This window comes from Flavobacterium sp. CG_23.5 (genome assembly GCF_017875765.1).
GTDB lineage: Bacteria > Bacteroidota > Bacteroidia > Flavobacteriales > Flavobacteriaceae > Flavobacterium.
The window spans coordinates 356,264-374,418 of sequence record NZ_JAGGNA010000001.1 but is presented as its reverse complement, the minus strand read 5'-3'; the positions used below and the strand labels follow the sequence as shown (position 1 = coordinate 374,418).

The window sequence follows — 18,155 nt, the reverse complement described above, 5'->3', positions numbered from 1 at the left end:
CTTTAAATAAATTATATCTTATAAAAAACTATTTTTTTAACGCTAACAAATAGAAAAACATCAACAGATTGAACCAAATAACTCAATTGATTTAATATGAATAAAAAATGTACTTTCTTATTGCTTTTTATTTCTCATCTAACTTTTTCACAATCGGAAAAATTATTTTTTTATGTAGAAAAGGATAGTTTAATAGGAGTTAGAAATCAAAATCGTAAAATAATTATATACCCAAAACCAACTTGGAATTCGCCATCCTACTACAATAACCGCGAAATAAAATCAGCACTCTTTAACTTAGATTTTAAAGACAAACCTTATTGTTATTATGACAGAAACGGTAAATTAATATTTAAAACTTTTATGACTTCTGAAGGACCTGATACCTTTCAGGAGGGTTATATACGTTACAGTGAAAATAATAAAAGTGGGTTAATCAGCGATAAAGGCCAAAAAATAACAACTGCTAAATACGACTGGGTATCTCCTATAAAATTTGGTTTTGCCTCATTTTGTAATGGCTGTTATTTTGATACCACCGAAGACGAAGAACATTCTCCATTGATAGGTGGAATTTGGGGCTTTGTAAATAAAAATGGAGTTGAAATAACACCATCTTCTGAAAGAAATCATCCAAAAGATTTTGAAACAAAAGACCACAGGTTCATTCCTTATCAATTTGAATATGATGAAAAAGAAAAGCATATTCTTGATTTTTTCGAAAATCGAAAAGACAAAATAGCCCAAATTAACGGCATTAATTGTAGCGAAAACATTCTATATTTTGAAATTGTTGGGCGTCCTTCCGAATTTGAATCTTTTTATAAAATAAAGACTTTTGAATTATGTGATTTTTACATAAATGCAGCTGATGAAAATTATGATGATTTCAAAAATTTTAAAGTTTCTGCAGATGGGAAAAAATTTTATGTTTTATACATTGATTTAGTTAATTACAAAGAGTATTCAGAATATGTTGAAAGAAAAATTCCAGTAGATAAATGGATTAAAAAAAATCTTAATAAATAGTACTACCTACAACCTCCGTATTATTACTTTAGCTTTTTTAAACTTGCATAAACTGCCACTTCAACATCGGCAGGGCTCCTAGAAGTAAATTGTTCTAATAAGCCATTCAGTATATCAGGATTGACTGTTTTTTTGTTTTCTAAAACTGATAAAAGTTGTTCAGATATATCACTTAGGTTTTTAGACAAAGGTAAAATTGGTTGAATCAATGGAGCATTTGCACTTAATTTAATTAAATCTGAATTCATAGTAATCCATTTTTTAAGAAAGTTAGTTACTAAAGTTTGATTTTCTGTATTTTTATTTTCTAAATAGTTGTTGACCGCTATATTAAAATCATACGCATCCGAAGCATCTGCCGTACAGGCATCAGCAAATAAAGTTAATGGAGAAAACATAAAGTATTTTTTTCCTCCTCCATTTCGCTTATAAACCTTCAATGGTTCACAAACATTAGAAAAATCTTCCAATGACTTTGTTTCTTGATTATTACAAATGTTTCTTAAAATTGCATCTTTACTTTTCAAATGCATGATTCCAAGTTCTTCCAATCTGAAGGATATGTTTTTCAATCTTTTATGTAAACTGCTCAAATCATTTATATTCTCATTACTCCATAATCTTTCGGCTATAGCTGCAGTCCTAGGCCAGATTCTGGAATCTATATTCAATGGAGTTACCAGTTCACTCCACATAGTTGCTTCTCCTCCTAATATCCTGTCCTTTTCCTCTGGAGTAAGAATTGTATTTTTAGGAATTGGATCATTTAAATAGTGACTATCTACACTAAGCATCAAATCAATATAAAATCCATTTGATAAAACGGTCTTAAAACCATTTTTTGCCGCATTAATCAATGAACTGCCAGAAGATTCACCTTCATTCACTCCTTTCCAAGAATGAATTATCGCATCTTTTGACATATCTTTTGTCATGATCTCTTCCCATCCCATTAATTCTTTATGATGCTTTTTTAACATGGGAATCAATTTCATCGTGAAATAGGATTGCAATTCATGATTCGTAGCCAATTTATTTTTCTTCTTAAATTCTTGTATTTTAGGATTTGCATCCCACTCTTTACCTTGATTTTCATCACCTCCAATGTGAAAATAGCTCCCGGGGAAAAGCGGGCTAACCTCGTCAAAAATATCACTTAACACTTGATATGTTTTTGGGTTTGTCGGATCTAATGTTGGCGTGTAAATCCCCGACCTTCTTCCAACTGTGTATGTAATCTCATCACTTGTTTTACTTCCAATTTCAGGAAAAACACTAAGCAATGCCGAGGCATGACCTGGTACATCGATTTCCGGCACAACAAGAATTCCTCTTTGATCCGCATATTTTACAATTGATTTAATTTCTTCTTGAGTATAATAATATCCATCCGAAGCTAATTCAGTTAGTTTTGGGTACTTTTTAATTTCGACTCTCCAACCTTGATCGTCTGCTAAATGCCAATGAAAAACATTCATTTTTACCGAAGCCATTGCGTCAAGATTTCTTTTGATAACGTCTATTGGTTGAAAATGTCTAGCTGCATCAATCATCAATCCTCTCCAGATAAATCGTGGCGAATCTGTGATGGTAGCGGTTGGGAAATAATAAGAAGTGCTGGTATTTTGCAACATTTGCAATAACGTCTCCAAAGCATGTAAAGCTCCCAAATCAGTATTGGCAGTAATCATTATTTTATTAGACTGAATGTCAATTTTATAACTTTCATCTTCATTTAATCCTACTTTTCCATTTTGAATACAATTTATTTGTAATTCTGCCGTAGGAACTTCATTGTTTTTGGTTACATAAGCCTGTTCCAGAAATAAACCTGTCCTTGCATCTAATCTTCGTAAAAAATTTGTTGTTCCTAGAAAAATTCGAGGATTTGGATTACCCGTAATATTTACTTTAAAATTTTTAGTTAAAGCAAAAGTGCCTTCTGTCAAATTTATATTTTGAGGCCAAGGCATTAAATCTAACTGTTCTTTTTTCATTTGCGCATTCGATACAAAAGCAATCAATAATAGGATTTGAATATATTTCATGTATTTTTTAATCTTTTTAAAATGTTGTTTTTTAATATTCAAAACGTTTAAAAGCCTCAATAGCCTCATATTCTGCTAATCCTAAATCATCATATAGTTTAGCAGTGTGCTTGTTTCGGTCCTCTGCCCTTACCCAAAATTCTCTCGAATCATTTCCTTGAAACATCACTCTGTCTTTTTGAGACTGATGATACAAAATCGCATGTCTTTTCAATAATACTTCATCCGGACTTAATGGTACAGCCATGTCAATTTCGTGAATTTCCCATTCCAGCCAAGCCCCTCGATACAGCCATAACCAACAATCTTTCATGTACGCTTTCGATTTTAATTGTTTCATCGCTGCGAATATGGCATTGAGACATACTTCATGAGTTCCGTGTGGATCAGCTAAATCACCCGCTGCAAAAACCTGCTGTGGTTTTATTTTTTCTATAATTGCAGCAACAATTGCTATGTCCTCCGAACTTATTGGGTTTTTCTTAATTTGTCCTGTTTCATAAAAAGGCATATCCAGAAAATGAATATTCGCCTCTTTTAAACCAATATATCTGGTTGCAGCATAGGATTCCCATCTTCTTATCAATCCTTTCAATTTACGGACTTCAACAGAATCAATTTCATTTTCTGATTTGTTATTTAAGAAATCAATAACCGCCACGAAATTAATTTTACTATTATCATCGCCGACGAAATCGTTACAAACTTCAGCAAATTTTAGTGCCTCGTCATCAGTTACGGCAATGTTTCCTGAGGTTTGATACACCACGTGAACATCATGTCCTTGTTTTATTAATTTCGAAAAAGTTCCGCCCATAGAAATCACATCGTCATCTGGATGTGGACTAAAAAGAATAACTCTTTTTTTAGCCGGATTAGCTCTCTCCGGTCTATTAGAATCATCTGTATTGGGTTTTCCACCTGGCCATCCAGTAATGGTATGTTGCAGCACATTGAACATGTTAATATTCAAATCGTAAGCAGAACCTTCTTGTGCCAAAAGATCAGACATTCCATTATTATTGTAATCTCTATCCGTTAATTTCAATATCGACTGACTTGTATTTTGGCTTAGCCAAACAATGGCTTTGCTTTTTAATTCTTGTGTCCAAATGCATTCTCCAACCAACCACGGTGTTTTAAACCTCGTTAACTCTGATGCTGCTGATTGGTCTAAAACGAACGTGACATTGGTCTGATTTTGCAAAAAAGTAGCCGGAACCTCAGAGCTTACACCTCCCTGAATTGTTCTTTTTATAATATCCGCCTTATTTTGGCCCCAAGCCATCAAAACAATTCTTTTGGATTGCAAGATTGTAGAAACGCCCATAGTAATTGCTCTTTTAGGAACATTATCAATACCATTAAAGTCAGATGAAGCATCTACTATTGTAATATGATCCAAAGTAATGATTCGGGTACCTGAATTAATATGAGAACCTGGCTCATTAAATCCAACGTGACCAGTTCGCCCGATTCCCAATAATTGAAAATCAATCCCGCCAGCATTTTTTATTTTTAGTTCATAATCAATACAATATTTATTTAGTTCATCAATCAAAACGGTTCCATCAGGAATATTGATGTTTTCTAGTTTAATGTCAATATGATTAAAGAGATGTTGATGCATAAAATAATGATAGCTCTGATTATTCTTTTTTGTCATTGGAAAATATTCATCCAAATTGAAGGTGATTACATTTCGAAAACTAAGCCCTTCCTCTTTATGCATACGCACTAATTCTTCATACACTTTTATGGGAGACGAACCAGTTGCTAATCCTAAAACGCACGGTTTATCTTTCTTTTGTTTCGATTTTATTAATTCAGCAATTTCTTGTGCAACAACTATCGAAGCTTCTGTCGAGTTTTTGAAAATTTCATTATGAATTTTTTCAAATCTTGTTTCTTCAAATTTACCTGCACTTTTATAACTAATGTCTGCTTTAATTTCTAGAGCACTCATGATTCATTTTTTTAAATACCAATTTATAAAGATATGCTTTTTTTAAAATGGTATACTAAATAAAAGTAAAGACTGTTTCCAAAACCTAAATTAAGCGGCTGACAATATTTCGTTAGCAAAGAGATTTTTTTAACGCGAACACAATCTATATACTTACTTAGGCTCTACAAGTAGTAATGAGTTTTTCTAAACATCTAAAAAGTGAAATTATTAAATAATTACTTTACAAATAATTCGCTTAAAATAAGAAAAAGTCTAAAAAAATCCCGTTTTGCTGCTAATTAATGTATATTATATAATTCTCACAAAAATTATTCTATTTTATTTTTTTTTAATTTACTTAACAAATATATTTACGCTCTTGTAATCTTTTTTTTTAAAGAAATAATTAACTAAAAACTAAACTATTTATAATTATGAATACAGAACAAACGAAGTCGAATAATTCGGCGCTTTATACACTGATAACCGTATTTTTCTTTTGGGGATTTATTGGATCATCAAACGGAGTTTTCATTCCATTTTGTAAGGCTAAATTTGGTTTAGACCAATTTCAAAGTCAACTTATCGATTTTGCTTTTTATGGAGCCTATTATATTGGAGCTTTATTATTATTTATTTTCAGCAGTTTAGCCAAAAAAGATATTCTAAATGGTTGGGGCTTCAAAAAAGGAATTATCAACGGTTTATTAATCAGTACTTTTGGAGCAATTTTAATGATTTTGGCCGTATCTCAAGGTAGTTACTTATTCATTTTAGGTGCATTATTCATCGTTGCCTTAGGTTTTTCTTTGCAACAAACCTCTGCACAGCCATTCGCAGCTTCTTTAGGAGAACCACATACTGCATCAAATAGACTGAATCTTGCTGGTGGAATCAATTCACTTGGAACTACAATAGGACCAATAGTTGTTTCATTTGCGTTATTCGGAGTTATTTCTGGGGTCAGCATTGAAGAATTTGCTCAAAAAGAAAATTCTTTAGACTCCATGAGAGTATTATATGTATTTGTAGGAGGTTTATTTTTAATGGCTGCAGCTTTATTCTATTTTTCAAAAAAATTACCTTCTGGGAAAAGTGATTCTACATTTGAACCTGCCAGCAAAGCAATGAAAACGCTAATAGCAATTACAGTAATTTTAGTAGCAATATTTGCTTACATATTCTCTCGTTATGAAGATCCTGAGTTTATTACTCGTTTTATAGATAATAAAGAAAAGGATTATTTGGGTTTAGGATTAACTGTTGCAACATTATTAATTGTTGTTATCGGGTTACTATTCGCTAATACTACGGCACAAAAAAATCCTGAAGGATGGGGAGCAATGAAATATCCTCAATTAGTTTTGGGAATGTTAGCGCTGTTTACGTATGTAGGAGTTGAAGTAACCATTGGTAGTAATCTTGGTTCATTGTTAGAAACCGATGCTTTTGGTAAAATTGTGGGTCCTGCATTAGCACCTTATATGTCAATGTACTGGGGAAGTTTAATGATTGGTCGTTGGGCAGGTGCAATTTCTGTTTTCAACCCATCATCACAGCTAAAGAAAATTTTACTTATCGTGGTCCCTTACGTAGCTTTTGGAGTAGTTTTAGCCGCTAATGCGATTTCTGGACAAGATGTAACGCCATTATACGGGTACGCATTCATAATCTTATTTCAAATTGCAGGTTTCTTTTTAGGAAAAGATCATCCATCAAGAACATTAATGATTTTCGGTTTAATGGGAATGGCAGCAATGCTTATTGGTTTGTTCACTACTGGAACAACTGCTATTTATGCCTTTATGAGTGGCGGATTGTTTTTAAGTATCATGTGGCCGTCAATTTTCTCTTTGGCAATCGCTGGTTTAGGAAAATATACTTCTCAAGGTTCAGCATTTTTAGTAATGATGATTTTGGGTGGTGGAATTATCCCACCATTACAAGGAAAAATATCTGATATCATTGGAATTCACGATTCTTATTTTATTCCAGTTTTATGTTTTGCCTTTATAGCATTCTACGGATGGAAAGTGATTGCAATATTAGAAAAACAAGGAATTGCAAATGAAGTAGAAGTTGGTGGAGCTCACTAAACTATCATTTAAATTATAATACCTAACCAAAAAACCAAACCAACAAAAAAACTCCCATTCGCCTAGGTGAATGGGAGTTTTTGTTTATACCGAAATCTCAAATCAGAAATCGTTGCCCGAGCCTGAAAGGCGAACTGGCGAAGCAATCTGCAATCTTAAATCTATTTATTACCTTTTTCGAAATCAGCAACAAACTGAGCCAATCCAATATCTGTCAATGGGTGTTTCAATAAACCGTAAATTGCAGAAAGTGGTCCAGTCATAACATCAGCACCAATCTTAGCACAATTTACAATGTGCATCGTGTGACGAACTGAAGCCGCAAGAATTTGAGTTTCATACCCGTAGTTATCATAAATCAATCTGATTTCTTCAATCAAAGCTAATCCATCAGTAGAAACATCATCCAAACGACCAATAAACGGAGAAACATAAGTAGCTCCCGCTTTTGCAGCCAATAAAGCCTGTCCAGCCGAGAATACTAAAGTCACATTTGTTTTTATTCCTTTATCCGAGAAATATTTAGCAGCCATAACACCTTCTTTAGTCATAGGCAATTTTACCACGATTTGATCGTGCAAATCAGCTAATTCTTCTCCCTCTTTAATCATTCCGTCGTAATCCAAAGCATTCACTTCAGCACTTACATCACCATCAACAAGATTACAAATATCTACATAATGCTTCAAAATACTGTTTTTACCAGTAATTCCTTCTTTTGCCATCAATGTTGGATTTGTAGTCACTCCATCCAAAACGCCTAATGCCTGTGCTTCCTTAATTTGAGCTAAATTAGCCGTGTCAATAAAAAATTTCATAATATATAATTTAATTGTGTGTTTTATAATTTGGGCGTGACCTGCTGAAAAAGCCGGTCAGGCTCTTCGCTACAATCTTTTACTTTTTAAAGAAAAATGTAAAAGGATTTCCACTTCGATCCTTCACGCAAATTCGGTGCAAAATTACAACTTATAATGATTCATTAGCATTTTTTCGTACACTTTGTCAGGCAAGATTCTTTTCAAGACAATCGAGAACTTTTGCATAAACGCCCCTACTTTATAATGAATGTCTGGTTCGGTAGTTTGAATAATCTTATACACCGCTTCGGCCATTTCATTTGGATTACTGCCACTATCTACATGTTCATCCATCATTTTTAGGGTATTGCCATAAGGAATTTCATAAGCAGAACCTTTAATTAAAGGAGCGTGAAAACGTCCCGAAGCAATATTGGTGGCAAAATCTCCCGGTGCAACATTAGTAATTTGGATCCCAAATGACTTTACTTCCATTCGCAAAGCTTCTGTAATTATTTCAAGAGCTCCTTTTGAAGCCGAATAAATACTTCGATACGGTAAACCCATATATCCGGCAATAGAAGTAACATTAATAATTAATCCTGATTTTTGCGCACGCATTTGTGGCAACACTGCTTTCATCACTTCAATTGGTCCAAAGAAATTGGTCTCAAAATTATTTTTGATTTCGTGCATTGGAATTTCTTCCAATGCTCCGGTAATTCCAACTCCTGCATTGTTAATAACAATATCCAGTTTTCCTGAAATCGAAATTATTTTAGCTACAGCCGCATGAATTGAATCTGTATCACGAACATCTAAAGCTACTAAAGGAAAAACCGAATTTAATACCCGTTCCGGATTTCGGCTAGTACCATAAACAACAAAGCCTATGTGATGCAAAAATTCACCAATGGATTTCCCTATTCCCGATGAACCTCCTGTAATTAGAACTACTTTACTCATTGATTTTTGTTTGAGGTTAAAAGTTTTATACCCTTTAAAAATGAGTAGCATTAAATACTCAACTCTTTTTTCGAATGGTCCAAAAATAAAAAATCCTCCCGAAGGAAGACTACTTTTGTACGAAATAATTCAAAAAAAAATCTCCCGAAGTGGAAGATTAAAAAAATGGCAAGCGACCTACATCGCATCGCTCAACCGCTTACCCTTGCTATGTTCCCATCCTGGGGGAGTCTGCAGGAGCAGATCGTGTAGGACTTGCCGGTGCAAATATACAATACTTTTTATATTTTTGCAATACCTTTGCACCTATAAAATAACGTTGTATATTGTCTTATTAAAATTTTAAACTATGAAAAATTATAACTTCCTATCTATCATTTTATTAGGAATTACGCTAGCAAGTTGCAGCGATACAAAAAAAGGAGAAAATTCTATATTTACCATCGATAATAGTACTTTCAAGGCACAATATCAGCCTCAAGAGTCGTTGAAGTTGGGGATTTTAAACCCAAATGAGAAGGCCGTAGACAGTATTATTTACTATGTAAATGATAAAAAAATCACATCAAAAAAAGGCCTTGAAAAATTGACTTTTGAATTAAAAGACCAAAAATTAGGGTACCAAAACATAAAAGCCTTAGTTTATTTTGGTGGAGAAAATTCTGAAGCAACAGCTAGAATCGAATTAGTTTCAAATGTTCAGCCTAAATTATTGAAGTACAAAATTGTAAATACACATCCGCACGATATAGCCAGCTTTACCGAAGGATTAGAATTTTACAAAGACACTTTATACGAAAGCACAGGATTAAACGGGAAATCATTTTTCAGAAAATACAATTATAAAACGGGTAAAGTATATAAACAAGTTAATCTCGATTCTAAATATTTTGGGGAAGGAATCACTTTTATAAACGACAAAATGTATCAACTAACGTGGCAAGAAAAAACAGGTTTCATCTATGATGCAAAAACATTAAAACTAGAAAAAACATTTGCTTACGATAAAGATATTGAAGGTTGGGGAATGACAAATGATGGTAAATACATTTATCAAACTGATAAAACTGAGAAAATTTGGAAAATGGATCCGAATACTCAAAAAATGATTGACTACATCAATGTGTACTCCGGAGATTCTAAAGTAAAAGCCGTGAATGAATTAGAATGGATTAACGGTAAGATTTACACTAATGTTTGGCAAAAAGATGCGATTGCAGTTGTGAATCCTAACAATGGTGCAGTCGAAGGAATTCTTGACATGTCAGGCTTGAGAAAATTAGTCAATGTAACTCCTGAAGATTATTTAAACGGAATTGCTTATAACCCAAAAACCAAAACCATTTTTATTACTGGTAAAAACTGGAATAAAATGTTTGAAATCACCGTTTCGGAATAATTTTATAAAAAATGACAACCTTAATCATCAATATCAAGGAATTACTTCAGGTTAGAGATTCTTCAATTTTAAAAATATCCGGTGCTGAAATGGCAATTCTTCCAACAATTAAAAATGCCTATTTAGTAATTCAAAATGGTCTTATTTCTGATTTTGGTTCAATGAAAGATTTACCTAATGTCAATCCAGAAAAATGCATTGACGCAGACGGAAAAATGGTTTTACCTTCCTGGTGTGACAGCCACACTCATATTGTGTATGCAGGTAATCGGGAACAGGAATTTGTAGATCGAATAAATGGATTGACTTACGAGGAAATTGCCAATCGCGGCGGTGGTATATTAAATTCAGCTAAAAAATTGAACGAAACTACCGAAGACGAGATTTACAATCAATCAAAAGCGCGATTAGAGGAAGTCATACGTCTAGGAACTGGAGCAGTAGAAATAAAATCAGGATACGGATTAACAATCGAAGGAGAATTAAAAATGCTTCGGGTGATTCAAAAATTATCTCAAAATTATCCCATAACCATCAGAGCTACATTTCTGGGCGCTCATGCTTTCCCATTAGAATTTAAAGAAAATCATAAAGGCTACATTGATTTAATCATTAATGAAATGCTTCCTGAAATTGCCAAAAACAAACTGGCTGATTACATTGATGCATTCTGTGAAACCGGTTACTTCACCGTCGATGAAACAGAACAAATCATGGAAGCTGGAATTAGATTTGGTTTAAAACCAAAAATTCATGTCAATCAGTTCAATTCAATTGGAGGAATTCTGGCAGGAGTAAAATACAAGGCGCTTTCTGTAGATCATTTAGAAATTATGAAAAAGGAAGATATAGAAATCTTAAAAAATACGGAAACAATGCCAGTGGCCCTGCCATCGTGTTCGTACTTCCTAAGCATTCCTTACACGCCTGCACGAGAAATGATTGCTGCAGGACTTCCATTGGCCATCGCAACCGATTATAACCCGGGATCTACGCCGTCGGGAAATATGAATTTTGTTGTGGCAACTGCTTGCATAAAAATGAAAATGACTCCCGAAGAAGCCATAAATGCTGCCACAATAAATGGCGCTTATGCGATGGGAATTTCACAAACACATGGAAGCATAACAGTGGGAAAAAAAGCAAATCTAATCATCACTAAACCTATACCCTCTTATTATCAATTGCCGTATGCTTTTGGAAGTAATCTAATCGATACTGTAATCATAGAAGGTGAAATTTTTACATAAAAAAAGAGGAACTTTAAAAGTTCCTCTTTTTTTTACGCAATTAATTACTTTAGAAATTATTTTAAATTAAAACTGGTTTTAGAAACCAATTGATCTTTATCAAATATATTTACAAAATAAGTTCCTTTTGGAAAATCTTTACCTCGCAAATTTTCTGTAACATCAACTGTTTTATTTTCATAATTAACATTAGATACAAAACTATAAGTCAAAGTGTTATCACCAAAAGTTTCTGTTTTCTTATCTCCCAAAACATTGTTTTTACTGTCAATTACTTGAACATAATACGATTTAGCTCCTGATTGTGCTACTTGATTTTCAGCAATGGTAAAACTAATTTTAAGAACATCTGCTCTACTGGCTTTATCTGTAGCTACCTCTTTTCCAGAACTTTTTAATTTAAAGGCTGAACCTCTCGTATTCAAAACAGTTAATTTGGCAGCTTTTTCTACTACTTTTGAAAGCTCTTGATTTTGTCCTGCTAAGGTTTCATTAGATTTTTTAGCTTCTCCAAGAACAACAACTGTACTATCACGTTGTGTCGTTAAAGTTGTATTCTGTTTTTTCAAACCTGCATTTTCAGCCATTAATACTTTCATATTAGATTGTAATGCAATAGCTTGAGTTCTGTATTTTGACAAAGAAGCTACATCTCCTTTTGATTTACTAAGATCATTCATTAAGTTTACTACTTTATCTCTTTCTTGAGTTAATTCATCAGACATAGAAGTATTTTCGGATATCGCAGCGTCATAAGTAGTTTTCAAATCTTGCAAATTTTTCATTACTGTCTCCTTTTCAGTTAAAGTTGACTTTAATTCTGTTTTTACAACTTCGGTATCGGATGTCATTTTAAATATATATACTAAACTTCCCACTAATAAAACTGCTAAAACTGCAACCACCGCTTTTAAACCTGAACTGCTTTTTTGATTTTCCATTTTTTATTTTTTATAATTAAATTGAAATATAATGACTTGATAACGTAAATTTACACAATTATATTATTTTTAACAATATTTTTTTTTAATAATGGAAAAGATTATCCCTTTTACAATCAATGATCTTGCTAAAATTACTAACCATAGAAGTGGTGAAATAAAATTTGGTGAGAAAATGATAATAGTGCCAAAAGAGACTGATACAGTAGAGTTTCTTAAAACTTCTGAGGCTAAATATGTATTATTTGGAATACCCGAAGATATTGGCATAAGAGCTAATTTTGGGAGACCAGGAGCAGCATCTGCTTGGGATAGTGCTATAAAAAGTATTGCAAATATTCAACACAACCGTTTTTGCAAAGGAAGCCAACTCATTGTTTTAGGACAATTAGATGTTAGTGAAGAAATGAAAGATGTGGAACATTTAGATTTTAATGACATTGACGACAGAGCAAAATTAAGTCAGTTAGTTGAAAAAATAGATAAAGATGTGTCTCATATTATTTTCAATATCGTGAAATCAGGAAAAACTCCTATAATTATTGGTGGAGGTCATAATAATTCTTACGGAAATATTAAAGGTTCGGCTTTAGCCAAGGGTAAACCTGTAAATGCAATCAATTTTGATGCTCATTCTGATTTTAGAATTTTAGAAGGAAGACACAGCGGCAATGGTTTTTCTTATGCCTATGAAGAAGGTTTTCTTAAAAAATATTTCATTTTTGGTTTACACGAAAACTATACTTCTAAAAGCGTTTTGGATATCATTAAAAAAATTGAAGATCGCGTGCGCTACAATACGTACGACAGTATTAATATTAGAAAAGAAAAAGAGTTCAATATGGAGATGGGACTAGCTTTGGAATTTGTAAATGATGATTTTTATGGAATCGAAATTGATCTGGATGCTATTCCTAATATTGCTTGCAGCGCAATGACTTTGAGTGGTTTCTCAGTGGAACAACTTCGTCAATTTGTTTCGTTTTTCGCAAAAAATAAAAACGCAACCTATTTGCATATTTGCGAAGGTGCCCCAGATTTAGGAGAAGACAAAAACAATCATCTAATTGGAAAGCTTATAGGTTATCTTGTTACCGATTTTATTAAATCTAATACTAATAATAATCTTGCTTTGACAAGAACCATACTATAACGCTCCCAAAATTCCTATCCAAAATAGCATAAAAATAGGCACCAAGAATATTAATACTATCTTTGCAGCACTATCTATGTACTTAATACAAGATATTTAATACCTAAAATATGTTATTCGAAGATTTATCACTTTCAAAAAGTATACAAAAAGCCGTATTTGAACAAGGCTATTTAGAAGCAACTCCCATACAAGAACAAGCTATTCCAATCGTTTTATCGGGAAGAGATATGATCGGTTGCGCACAAACCGGTACTGGAAAAACTGCAGCTTTTGCTATTCCTATCATTCATCAATTGCACAGAATAGTGGGTTCGTCTAAAAAAGCAAGCCCAATACGCGCCCTAATTATTACACCAACAAGAGAATTAGCAGTTCAAATTGGACAAAATTTTGACCAATATGGAAAATATACCAACTTAGTCCAACTCACCATTTTTGGAGGAGTTTCTCAAATGCCACAAGTGGAGATGTTAAAAAAAGGAATTGATATCTTGATTGCAACTCCGGGACGTTTGCTAGATTTAGTAAAACAAGGTTTTATAGATTTAGATCACTTACACACTTTAGTTCTCGATGAAGCAGATCAAATGCTTGATATGGGATTTGTAAATGATGTCAAAAAAATTGTGAAATTGACACCAAATAATAGACAAACACTTTTATTCTCAGCAACAATGCCAATGGCCATAAGAGAATTGGCCGAAATGTTTTTAAAAGATCCTGCAACCGTAACCGTATCTCCTGTTTCGTCAACTGCCGAAAATGTGGAACAACGCGTTTATTTTGTTGAAAAAACAGAAAAAAGAAATTTACTTTATCATTTAATAAAAAATGAAAACTTATCGAATGTTTTGGTTTTTTCAAGAACCAAACATGGAGCAGACAATGTTGTAAAAGCATTACATAAACATGACATTGCAGCCGAAGCGATTCATGGAGATAAGTCTCAAAACGCAAGACAACGCGTTTTAGATGGTTTCAAAAATAAAGAAATCAATGTTTTAGTGGCTACCGATATTGCAGCTAGAGGAATTGATATTGACCAATTACCATTTGTAATTAATTTTGATTTGCCTAATATTCCTGAAACTTACGTGCATCGAATTGGTAGAACTGGTCGTGCCGGAAATGAAGGTATTGCAATTTCTTTTTGCAGTAAGGACGAGCATCAGTACTGGAAAGATATCCAAAAATTAATAAAAGTAGATGTAAAAATTGTAAACGATCATCCGTATGGCTGGCATTCAGGAAGTCCGGAAACAGCTCCTGCTGCAAAACAAAACAATTCTAATCGCAGTGGCGGAGCTCATAAATCAAGAAAATCCGATATTTCAAAACAAAATAAAAAACGTTGGTATTAATTGGTTCCACTTAGAAATTCAATTGTACTAAATCTTTTTTATCGTTTTTATTCAAATAAGTAATTCATCGATAACAAACTGTTTTTAAACGTTTTAACTGTTAAATTATAAATTGCGCTATAGATTTTAGTTAAATTTATATAACTTAATTAAACAATTTAAAACGTACTATTATGGGAAATTTAGTAAAAAGAAACAATTTTGTCGCATCAGTGGATCCTCTTTTTGATGATATTCTCACAAGAGATATTTTTGATTGGACAAACAAAAATTTTTCGGCTATCGGAAGTAATTTACCTTCGGTAAACTTAAAAGAAACAGATAATAAATTAGAAGTTGAATTGGCTGCTCCCGGATTGAAAAAGGAAGATTTCAAAATCGAAATTGACAACAATATGCTTATGATTTCTTCTGAGAAAGAAGAAGAAGAAGAAGAAGAAGAAGAAGAAACCAGAAAAAAAGGTAATTATGTACGTAAAGAATTTAACTATCAATCTTTCTACAGATCTTTCTATTTGCCTGAATATTTAGATGAAAATAAAATTGAAGCGACTTATAAAGATGGAATTCTACATGTTGAGATAGCCAAAATAAACGGCTCCATGAAAAAAACGCATAAAACAATTGCAATCAAATAAATTAATGATTTATTTGATTTGAATAAATCAAAATCGTTAAATCATTGGCGATATTAAACTTTCCCTTTGATTTAGCGATTTTTATATTTTATAAAAATTTACACTGAAAATTTCAATTAATAATGATATTTAAAAGCTTTTCATTTCAAGTTTTAGCACCAAGATTAGTGATGCACTTGAATAATGTATTGGAGTCAAATGGTTTTACTATAATATCGTTTATTCCTGCAGAAATAGCTTCTTCAGCAATTTCTTCTTTATCAAAAGCTGTCAAAGCTACAATGGGTGTTTTTATTCCTGCACTTCGAATCCTTTTTGAAGTTTCAAACCCATTCATTAAAGGCATATTAATATCCATAAATATAATATCAAAATTTTCTTCTTCCAGTACTTTTATAGCCTGAAATCCATCATCGACTATGGAGCAGGAGTAATTATTTTTTTTGAGAATTTTTTCGGTTACAATTTGGTTAATCTTATTATCTTCAACAACCAGAACCTTCAAAAGTTTATTTAACGATAAATCAACTTGGATACTATTTATTATCTCTTTTGTTTTATTAGGGTCAGATTCAAATGCTATTGTAAATTTAAATTCGGTTCCTTTTCCTAAAGCACTTTCTAAAGAAATATCGCTTCCAAACAATTTCAACAACCTTTTTACAATAGATAGACCTAAGCCAGTTCCTTGATAATCATCCTCTTTCCTTCCTACTTGGACAAATTTTTCAAATATCTTTCCCTGATCTTCAATTGCAATACCTACTCCATTATCCTTTATCTTGAATTCAATAAAATGAAATTTATTAGTTACTTTTAATAAATTCACTTCAATAAATACTTCGCCATTTTTAGTAAATTTCAAAGCATTACCAACAAGATTTATTATTATTTGAGAAAGTCTCAGTTTATCACCGATTAAATTTTCTGGAATTGCAGGGTCAATATTTACATCAATACTATTATTATTATTTTTAGCCAGAAACGTAAGTGAATTTTTAATCATATTTATTTCGTCAGAAATATTGAAAGTCAAATTTTCAAGGATAATTCTGTTCTCCTCAATTTTATTAATTTGCAAAACATCATTGACTAATGACAGCAAATACCGAGCTGAAAACTTAAGAGAACTTAAATGTGGGCTGTTAGCCAATTCCTTGTGCTCATCTAAAAGCATATTTGTAATTCCTATAACGCCATATAAAGGAGTTCTCAATTCGTGACTAATGGTTGACACAAATTGTGATTTTAAAATTGATGCTTCTTCTGCTTTTTCTTTTGCGAAAATTAATTTTTCGTTCGTAGAAGAAAGCTCGGTGTTTATATTTTTCTTGAAAATATTGTTTTTATATAATGTAAAAAGAAACATTAATAATATCGTTAGTACAACAATAAACAATAGCATAATAATTTTTGACTTTCTTAAACTTTGCGTTTGTAAGTCTTTTTCATTTTCAATTTTTTCAATTTCTCTTTTATATTCATCTAACTGGAGGTTAATTCCAGCCCTATTTGCCTTTTCAATTCTTTCTTTATTGAAAAGATCAACTGTTATTTTATCATAAAGAACCAAGTTTTCATATGCTTTTTTATAGTTTCCTTTTTTAAACAAATACTTAGAATATTCTTGATGAGTGTAAGACAAATCTAATTTTTCTTTTCCTTCTTCTCCTAATTTGATTCCTTCTAAAAAAGAAGTAGTCGCTTTTTTATTGTCTTCTTTATATGCGTAATACATGCCATTGAGCATATTTAAAGCCACAATGGTCGATTGATTTCCAAATTTTTGATGATAAGTATTGATAAATTTCAAATAAGGATAACCCTCTTCATAAAAACCGATATCAAAAAAAGCCCAAGCAATATTGAGTTTTGTTAAAACAATCTTGCTAGTATCCGCTATTTTTGCGCAATTCGCTAATGAAGTTTTGTAATAGCTAATTCCTGTTTGAAACTGTTTTTTTTCGAAACAATATATATTGCCTAAATTATTATTTATTCCATATTTAATGGTGTCATTGTCGGTTTTGTTGACATAAGAAAGTCCCTTTTTATAAAAAAAAATAGCCTTATCAAATTCAGCTAATTCCTCAAAATTTGAACCGATAGTTTTATAACAGCATGCAATTAGATTGTTATCCTTGACTTTAATTGCCTCATGCAATGCAAGTCTGGCTGTTACTAATGATTTTTCAAAATTAGAATTACGCAAATAAGTAGATGCTTGTTTTGTTAATTTTAAGATTTCATTATTCGGTGTTGTTATAGGTAAAGAATAACAGTTAACATTAAAAAAAGTTAATGTTACAATTAACAAAAAAAATCTAATTTGGGACATATTTAGCTATTATTGAGTCAAATATACAATTTATTCATAAAAAAAATGAAGAATCTATCAATACATTCATAATTTTAATATTTGGTCATTCAAAAAGTAAAACACAGCAACTAATTGGCAATTCAACCTTCTTTTTACATGCTATATACTTTAATATAAAAACAAAAAACTACAACATAAAAAAC

13 protein-coding genes and 1 other RNA gene are annotated in these 18,155 nt (G+C 32.0%); 7 read left to right on the top strand and 7 right to left on the bottom strand.

Features of this window, described 5'->3' with window-relative positions; genetic code table 11:
* Positions 1 to 96 precede the first annotated feature (96 nt).
* Positions 97 to 1,029 carry a WG repeat-containing protein gene (locus tag H4V97_RS01540; RefSeq protein WP_196849518.1) on the top strand — a complete coding sequence of 311 codons (933 nt, stop codon included), beginning with the start codon at positions 97 to 99 and terminating at the stop codon, positions 1,027 to 1,029.
* Between the two features lie 23 nt (positions 1,030 to 1,052).
* Here the strand turns inward: H4V97_RS01540 and H4V97_RS01535 are convergent, their stop codons facing one another.
* Both H4V97_RS01535 and nagB read right to left on the bottom strand, forming a co-directional pair.
* Positions 1,053 to 3,077 carry a beta-N-acetylhexosaminidase gene (locus H4V97_RS01535; RefSeq protein ID WP_196849519.1) on the bottom strand — a complete coding sequence of 675 codons (2,025 nt, stop codon included), beginning with the start codon at positions 3,075 to 3,077 and terminating at the stop codon, positions 1,053 to 1,055.
* A gap of 31 nt (positions 3,078 to 3,108) precedes the next feature.
* Positions 3,109 to 5,043 carry a glucosamine-6-phosphate deaminase gene (gene nagB / locus H4V97_RS01530; protein WP_245345173.1) on the bottom strand — a complete coding sequence of 645 codons (1,935 nt, stop codon included), beginning with the start codon at positions 5,041 to 5,043 and terminating at the stop codon, positions 3,109 to 3,111.
* A gap of 416 nt (positions 5,044 to 5,459) precedes the next feature.
* On the opposite strand from nagB, the gene H4V97_RS01525 reads away from it, so the two are divergent.
* On the top strand, positions 5,460 to 7,121 hold the full coding sequence (locus H4V97_RS01525) for an MFS transporter (protein WP_209548732.1): 1,662 nt from the start codon (positions 5,460 to 5,462) through the stop codon (positions 7,119 to 7,121).
* Between the two features lie 161 nt (positions 7,122 to 7,282).
* Here the strand turns inward: H4V97_RS01525 and fsa are convergent, their stop codons facing one another.
* The 3 genes from fsa to ffs all read right to left on the bottom strand — a co-directional run bounded on the left by fsa (position 7,283) and on the right by ffs (position 9,148).
* Complete coding sequence (fsa, locus tag H4V97_RS01520; RefSeq protein ID WP_196849522.1) at positions 7,283 to 7,939, bottom strand: fructose-6-phosphate aldolase; 657 nt, start codon at positions 7,937 to 7,939, stop codon at positions 7,283 to 7,285.
* 144 nt (positions 7,940 to 8,083) lie between these two features.
* Positions 8,084 to 8,887: an SDR family oxidoreductase gene (locus H4V97_RS01515; protein ID WP_209548731.1), complete on the bottom strand. Its 804-nt coding sequence runs from the start codon at positions 8,885 to 8,887 to the stop codon at positions 8,084 to 8,086.
* Between the two features lie 163 nt (positions 8,888 to 9,050).
* An RNA gene (gene ffs / locus H4V97_RS01510) (signal recognition particle sRNA small type) lies at positions 9,051 to 9,148 on the bottom strand.
* Between the two features lie 88 nt (positions 9,149 to 9,236).
* Between ffs and H4V97_RS01505 the strand changes: the two genes are divergently transcribed.
* Positions 9,237 to 10,286 (top strand): glutaminyl-peptide cyclotransferase, encoded by a 1,050-nt coding sequence (locus tag H4V97_RS01505; RefSeq protein WP_209548730.1) that lies wholly within the window; start codon positions 9,237 to 9,239, stop codon positions 10,284 to 10,286.
* A gap of 11 nt (positions 10,287 to 10,297) precedes the next feature.
* Positions 10,298 to 11,536 (top strand): imidazolonepropionase, encoded by a 1,239-nt coding sequence (hutI, locus tag H4V97_RS01500; protein ID WP_209548729.1) that lies wholly within the window; start codon positions 10,298 to 10,300, stop codon positions 11,534 to 11,536.
* Positions 11,537 to 11,592: 56 nt separating this feature from the next.
* On the opposite strand, the gene H4V97_RS01495 is transcribed toward hutI, so the two are convergent.
* On the bottom strand, positions 11,593 to 12,477 hold the full coding sequence (locus H4V97_RS01495) for a hypothetical protein (RefSeq protein WP_196849526.1): 885 nt from the start codon (positions 12,475 to 12,477) through the stop codon (positions 11,593 to 11,595).
* Positions 12,478 to 12,568: 91 nt separating this feature from the next.
* On the opposite strand from H4V97_RS01495, the gene H4V97_RS01490 reads away from it, so the two are divergent.
* The 3 genes from H4V97_RS01490 to H4V97_RS01480 all read left to right on the top strand — a co-directional run bounded on the left by H4V97_RS01490 (position 12,569) and on the right by H4V97_RS01480 (position 15,632).
* Entirely contained in the window at positions 12,569 to 13,630 is a 1,062-nt protein-coding gene (locus H4V97_RS01490) for a formimidoylglutamase (RefSeq protein WP_196849527.1), read from the top strand.
* Between the two features lie 110 nt (positions 13,631 to 13,740).
* Positions 13,741 to 14,994 carry a DEAD/DEAH box helicase gene (locus H4V97_RS01485; protein WP_196849528.1) on the top strand — a complete coding sequence of 418 codons (1,254 nt, stop codon included), beginning with the start codon at positions 13,741 to 13,743 and terminating at the stop codon, positions 14,992 to 14,994.
* 173 nt (positions 14,995 to 15,167) lie between these two features.
* Positions 15,168 to 15,632: an Hsp20/alpha crystallin family protein gene (locus H4V97_RS01480; RefSeq protein ID WP_209548728.1), complete on the top strand. Its 465-nt coding sequence runs from the start codon at positions 15,168 to 15,170 to the stop codon at positions 15,630 to 15,632.
* Between the two features lie 145 nt (positions 15,633 to 15,777).
* Here H4V97_RS01480 and H4V97_RS01475 read toward each other — a convergent pair whose 3' ends face one another.
* The gene (locus tag H4V97_RS01475) at positions 15,778 to 17,970 is read right to left on the bottom strand and encodes a response regulator (RefSeq protein ID WP_196849530.1); all 2,193 of its coding nucleotides are present in this window, start codon (positions 17,968 to 17,970) and stop codon (positions 15,778 to 15,780) included.
* Between the last annotated feature and the right edge of the window lie 185 nt (positions 17,971 to 18,155).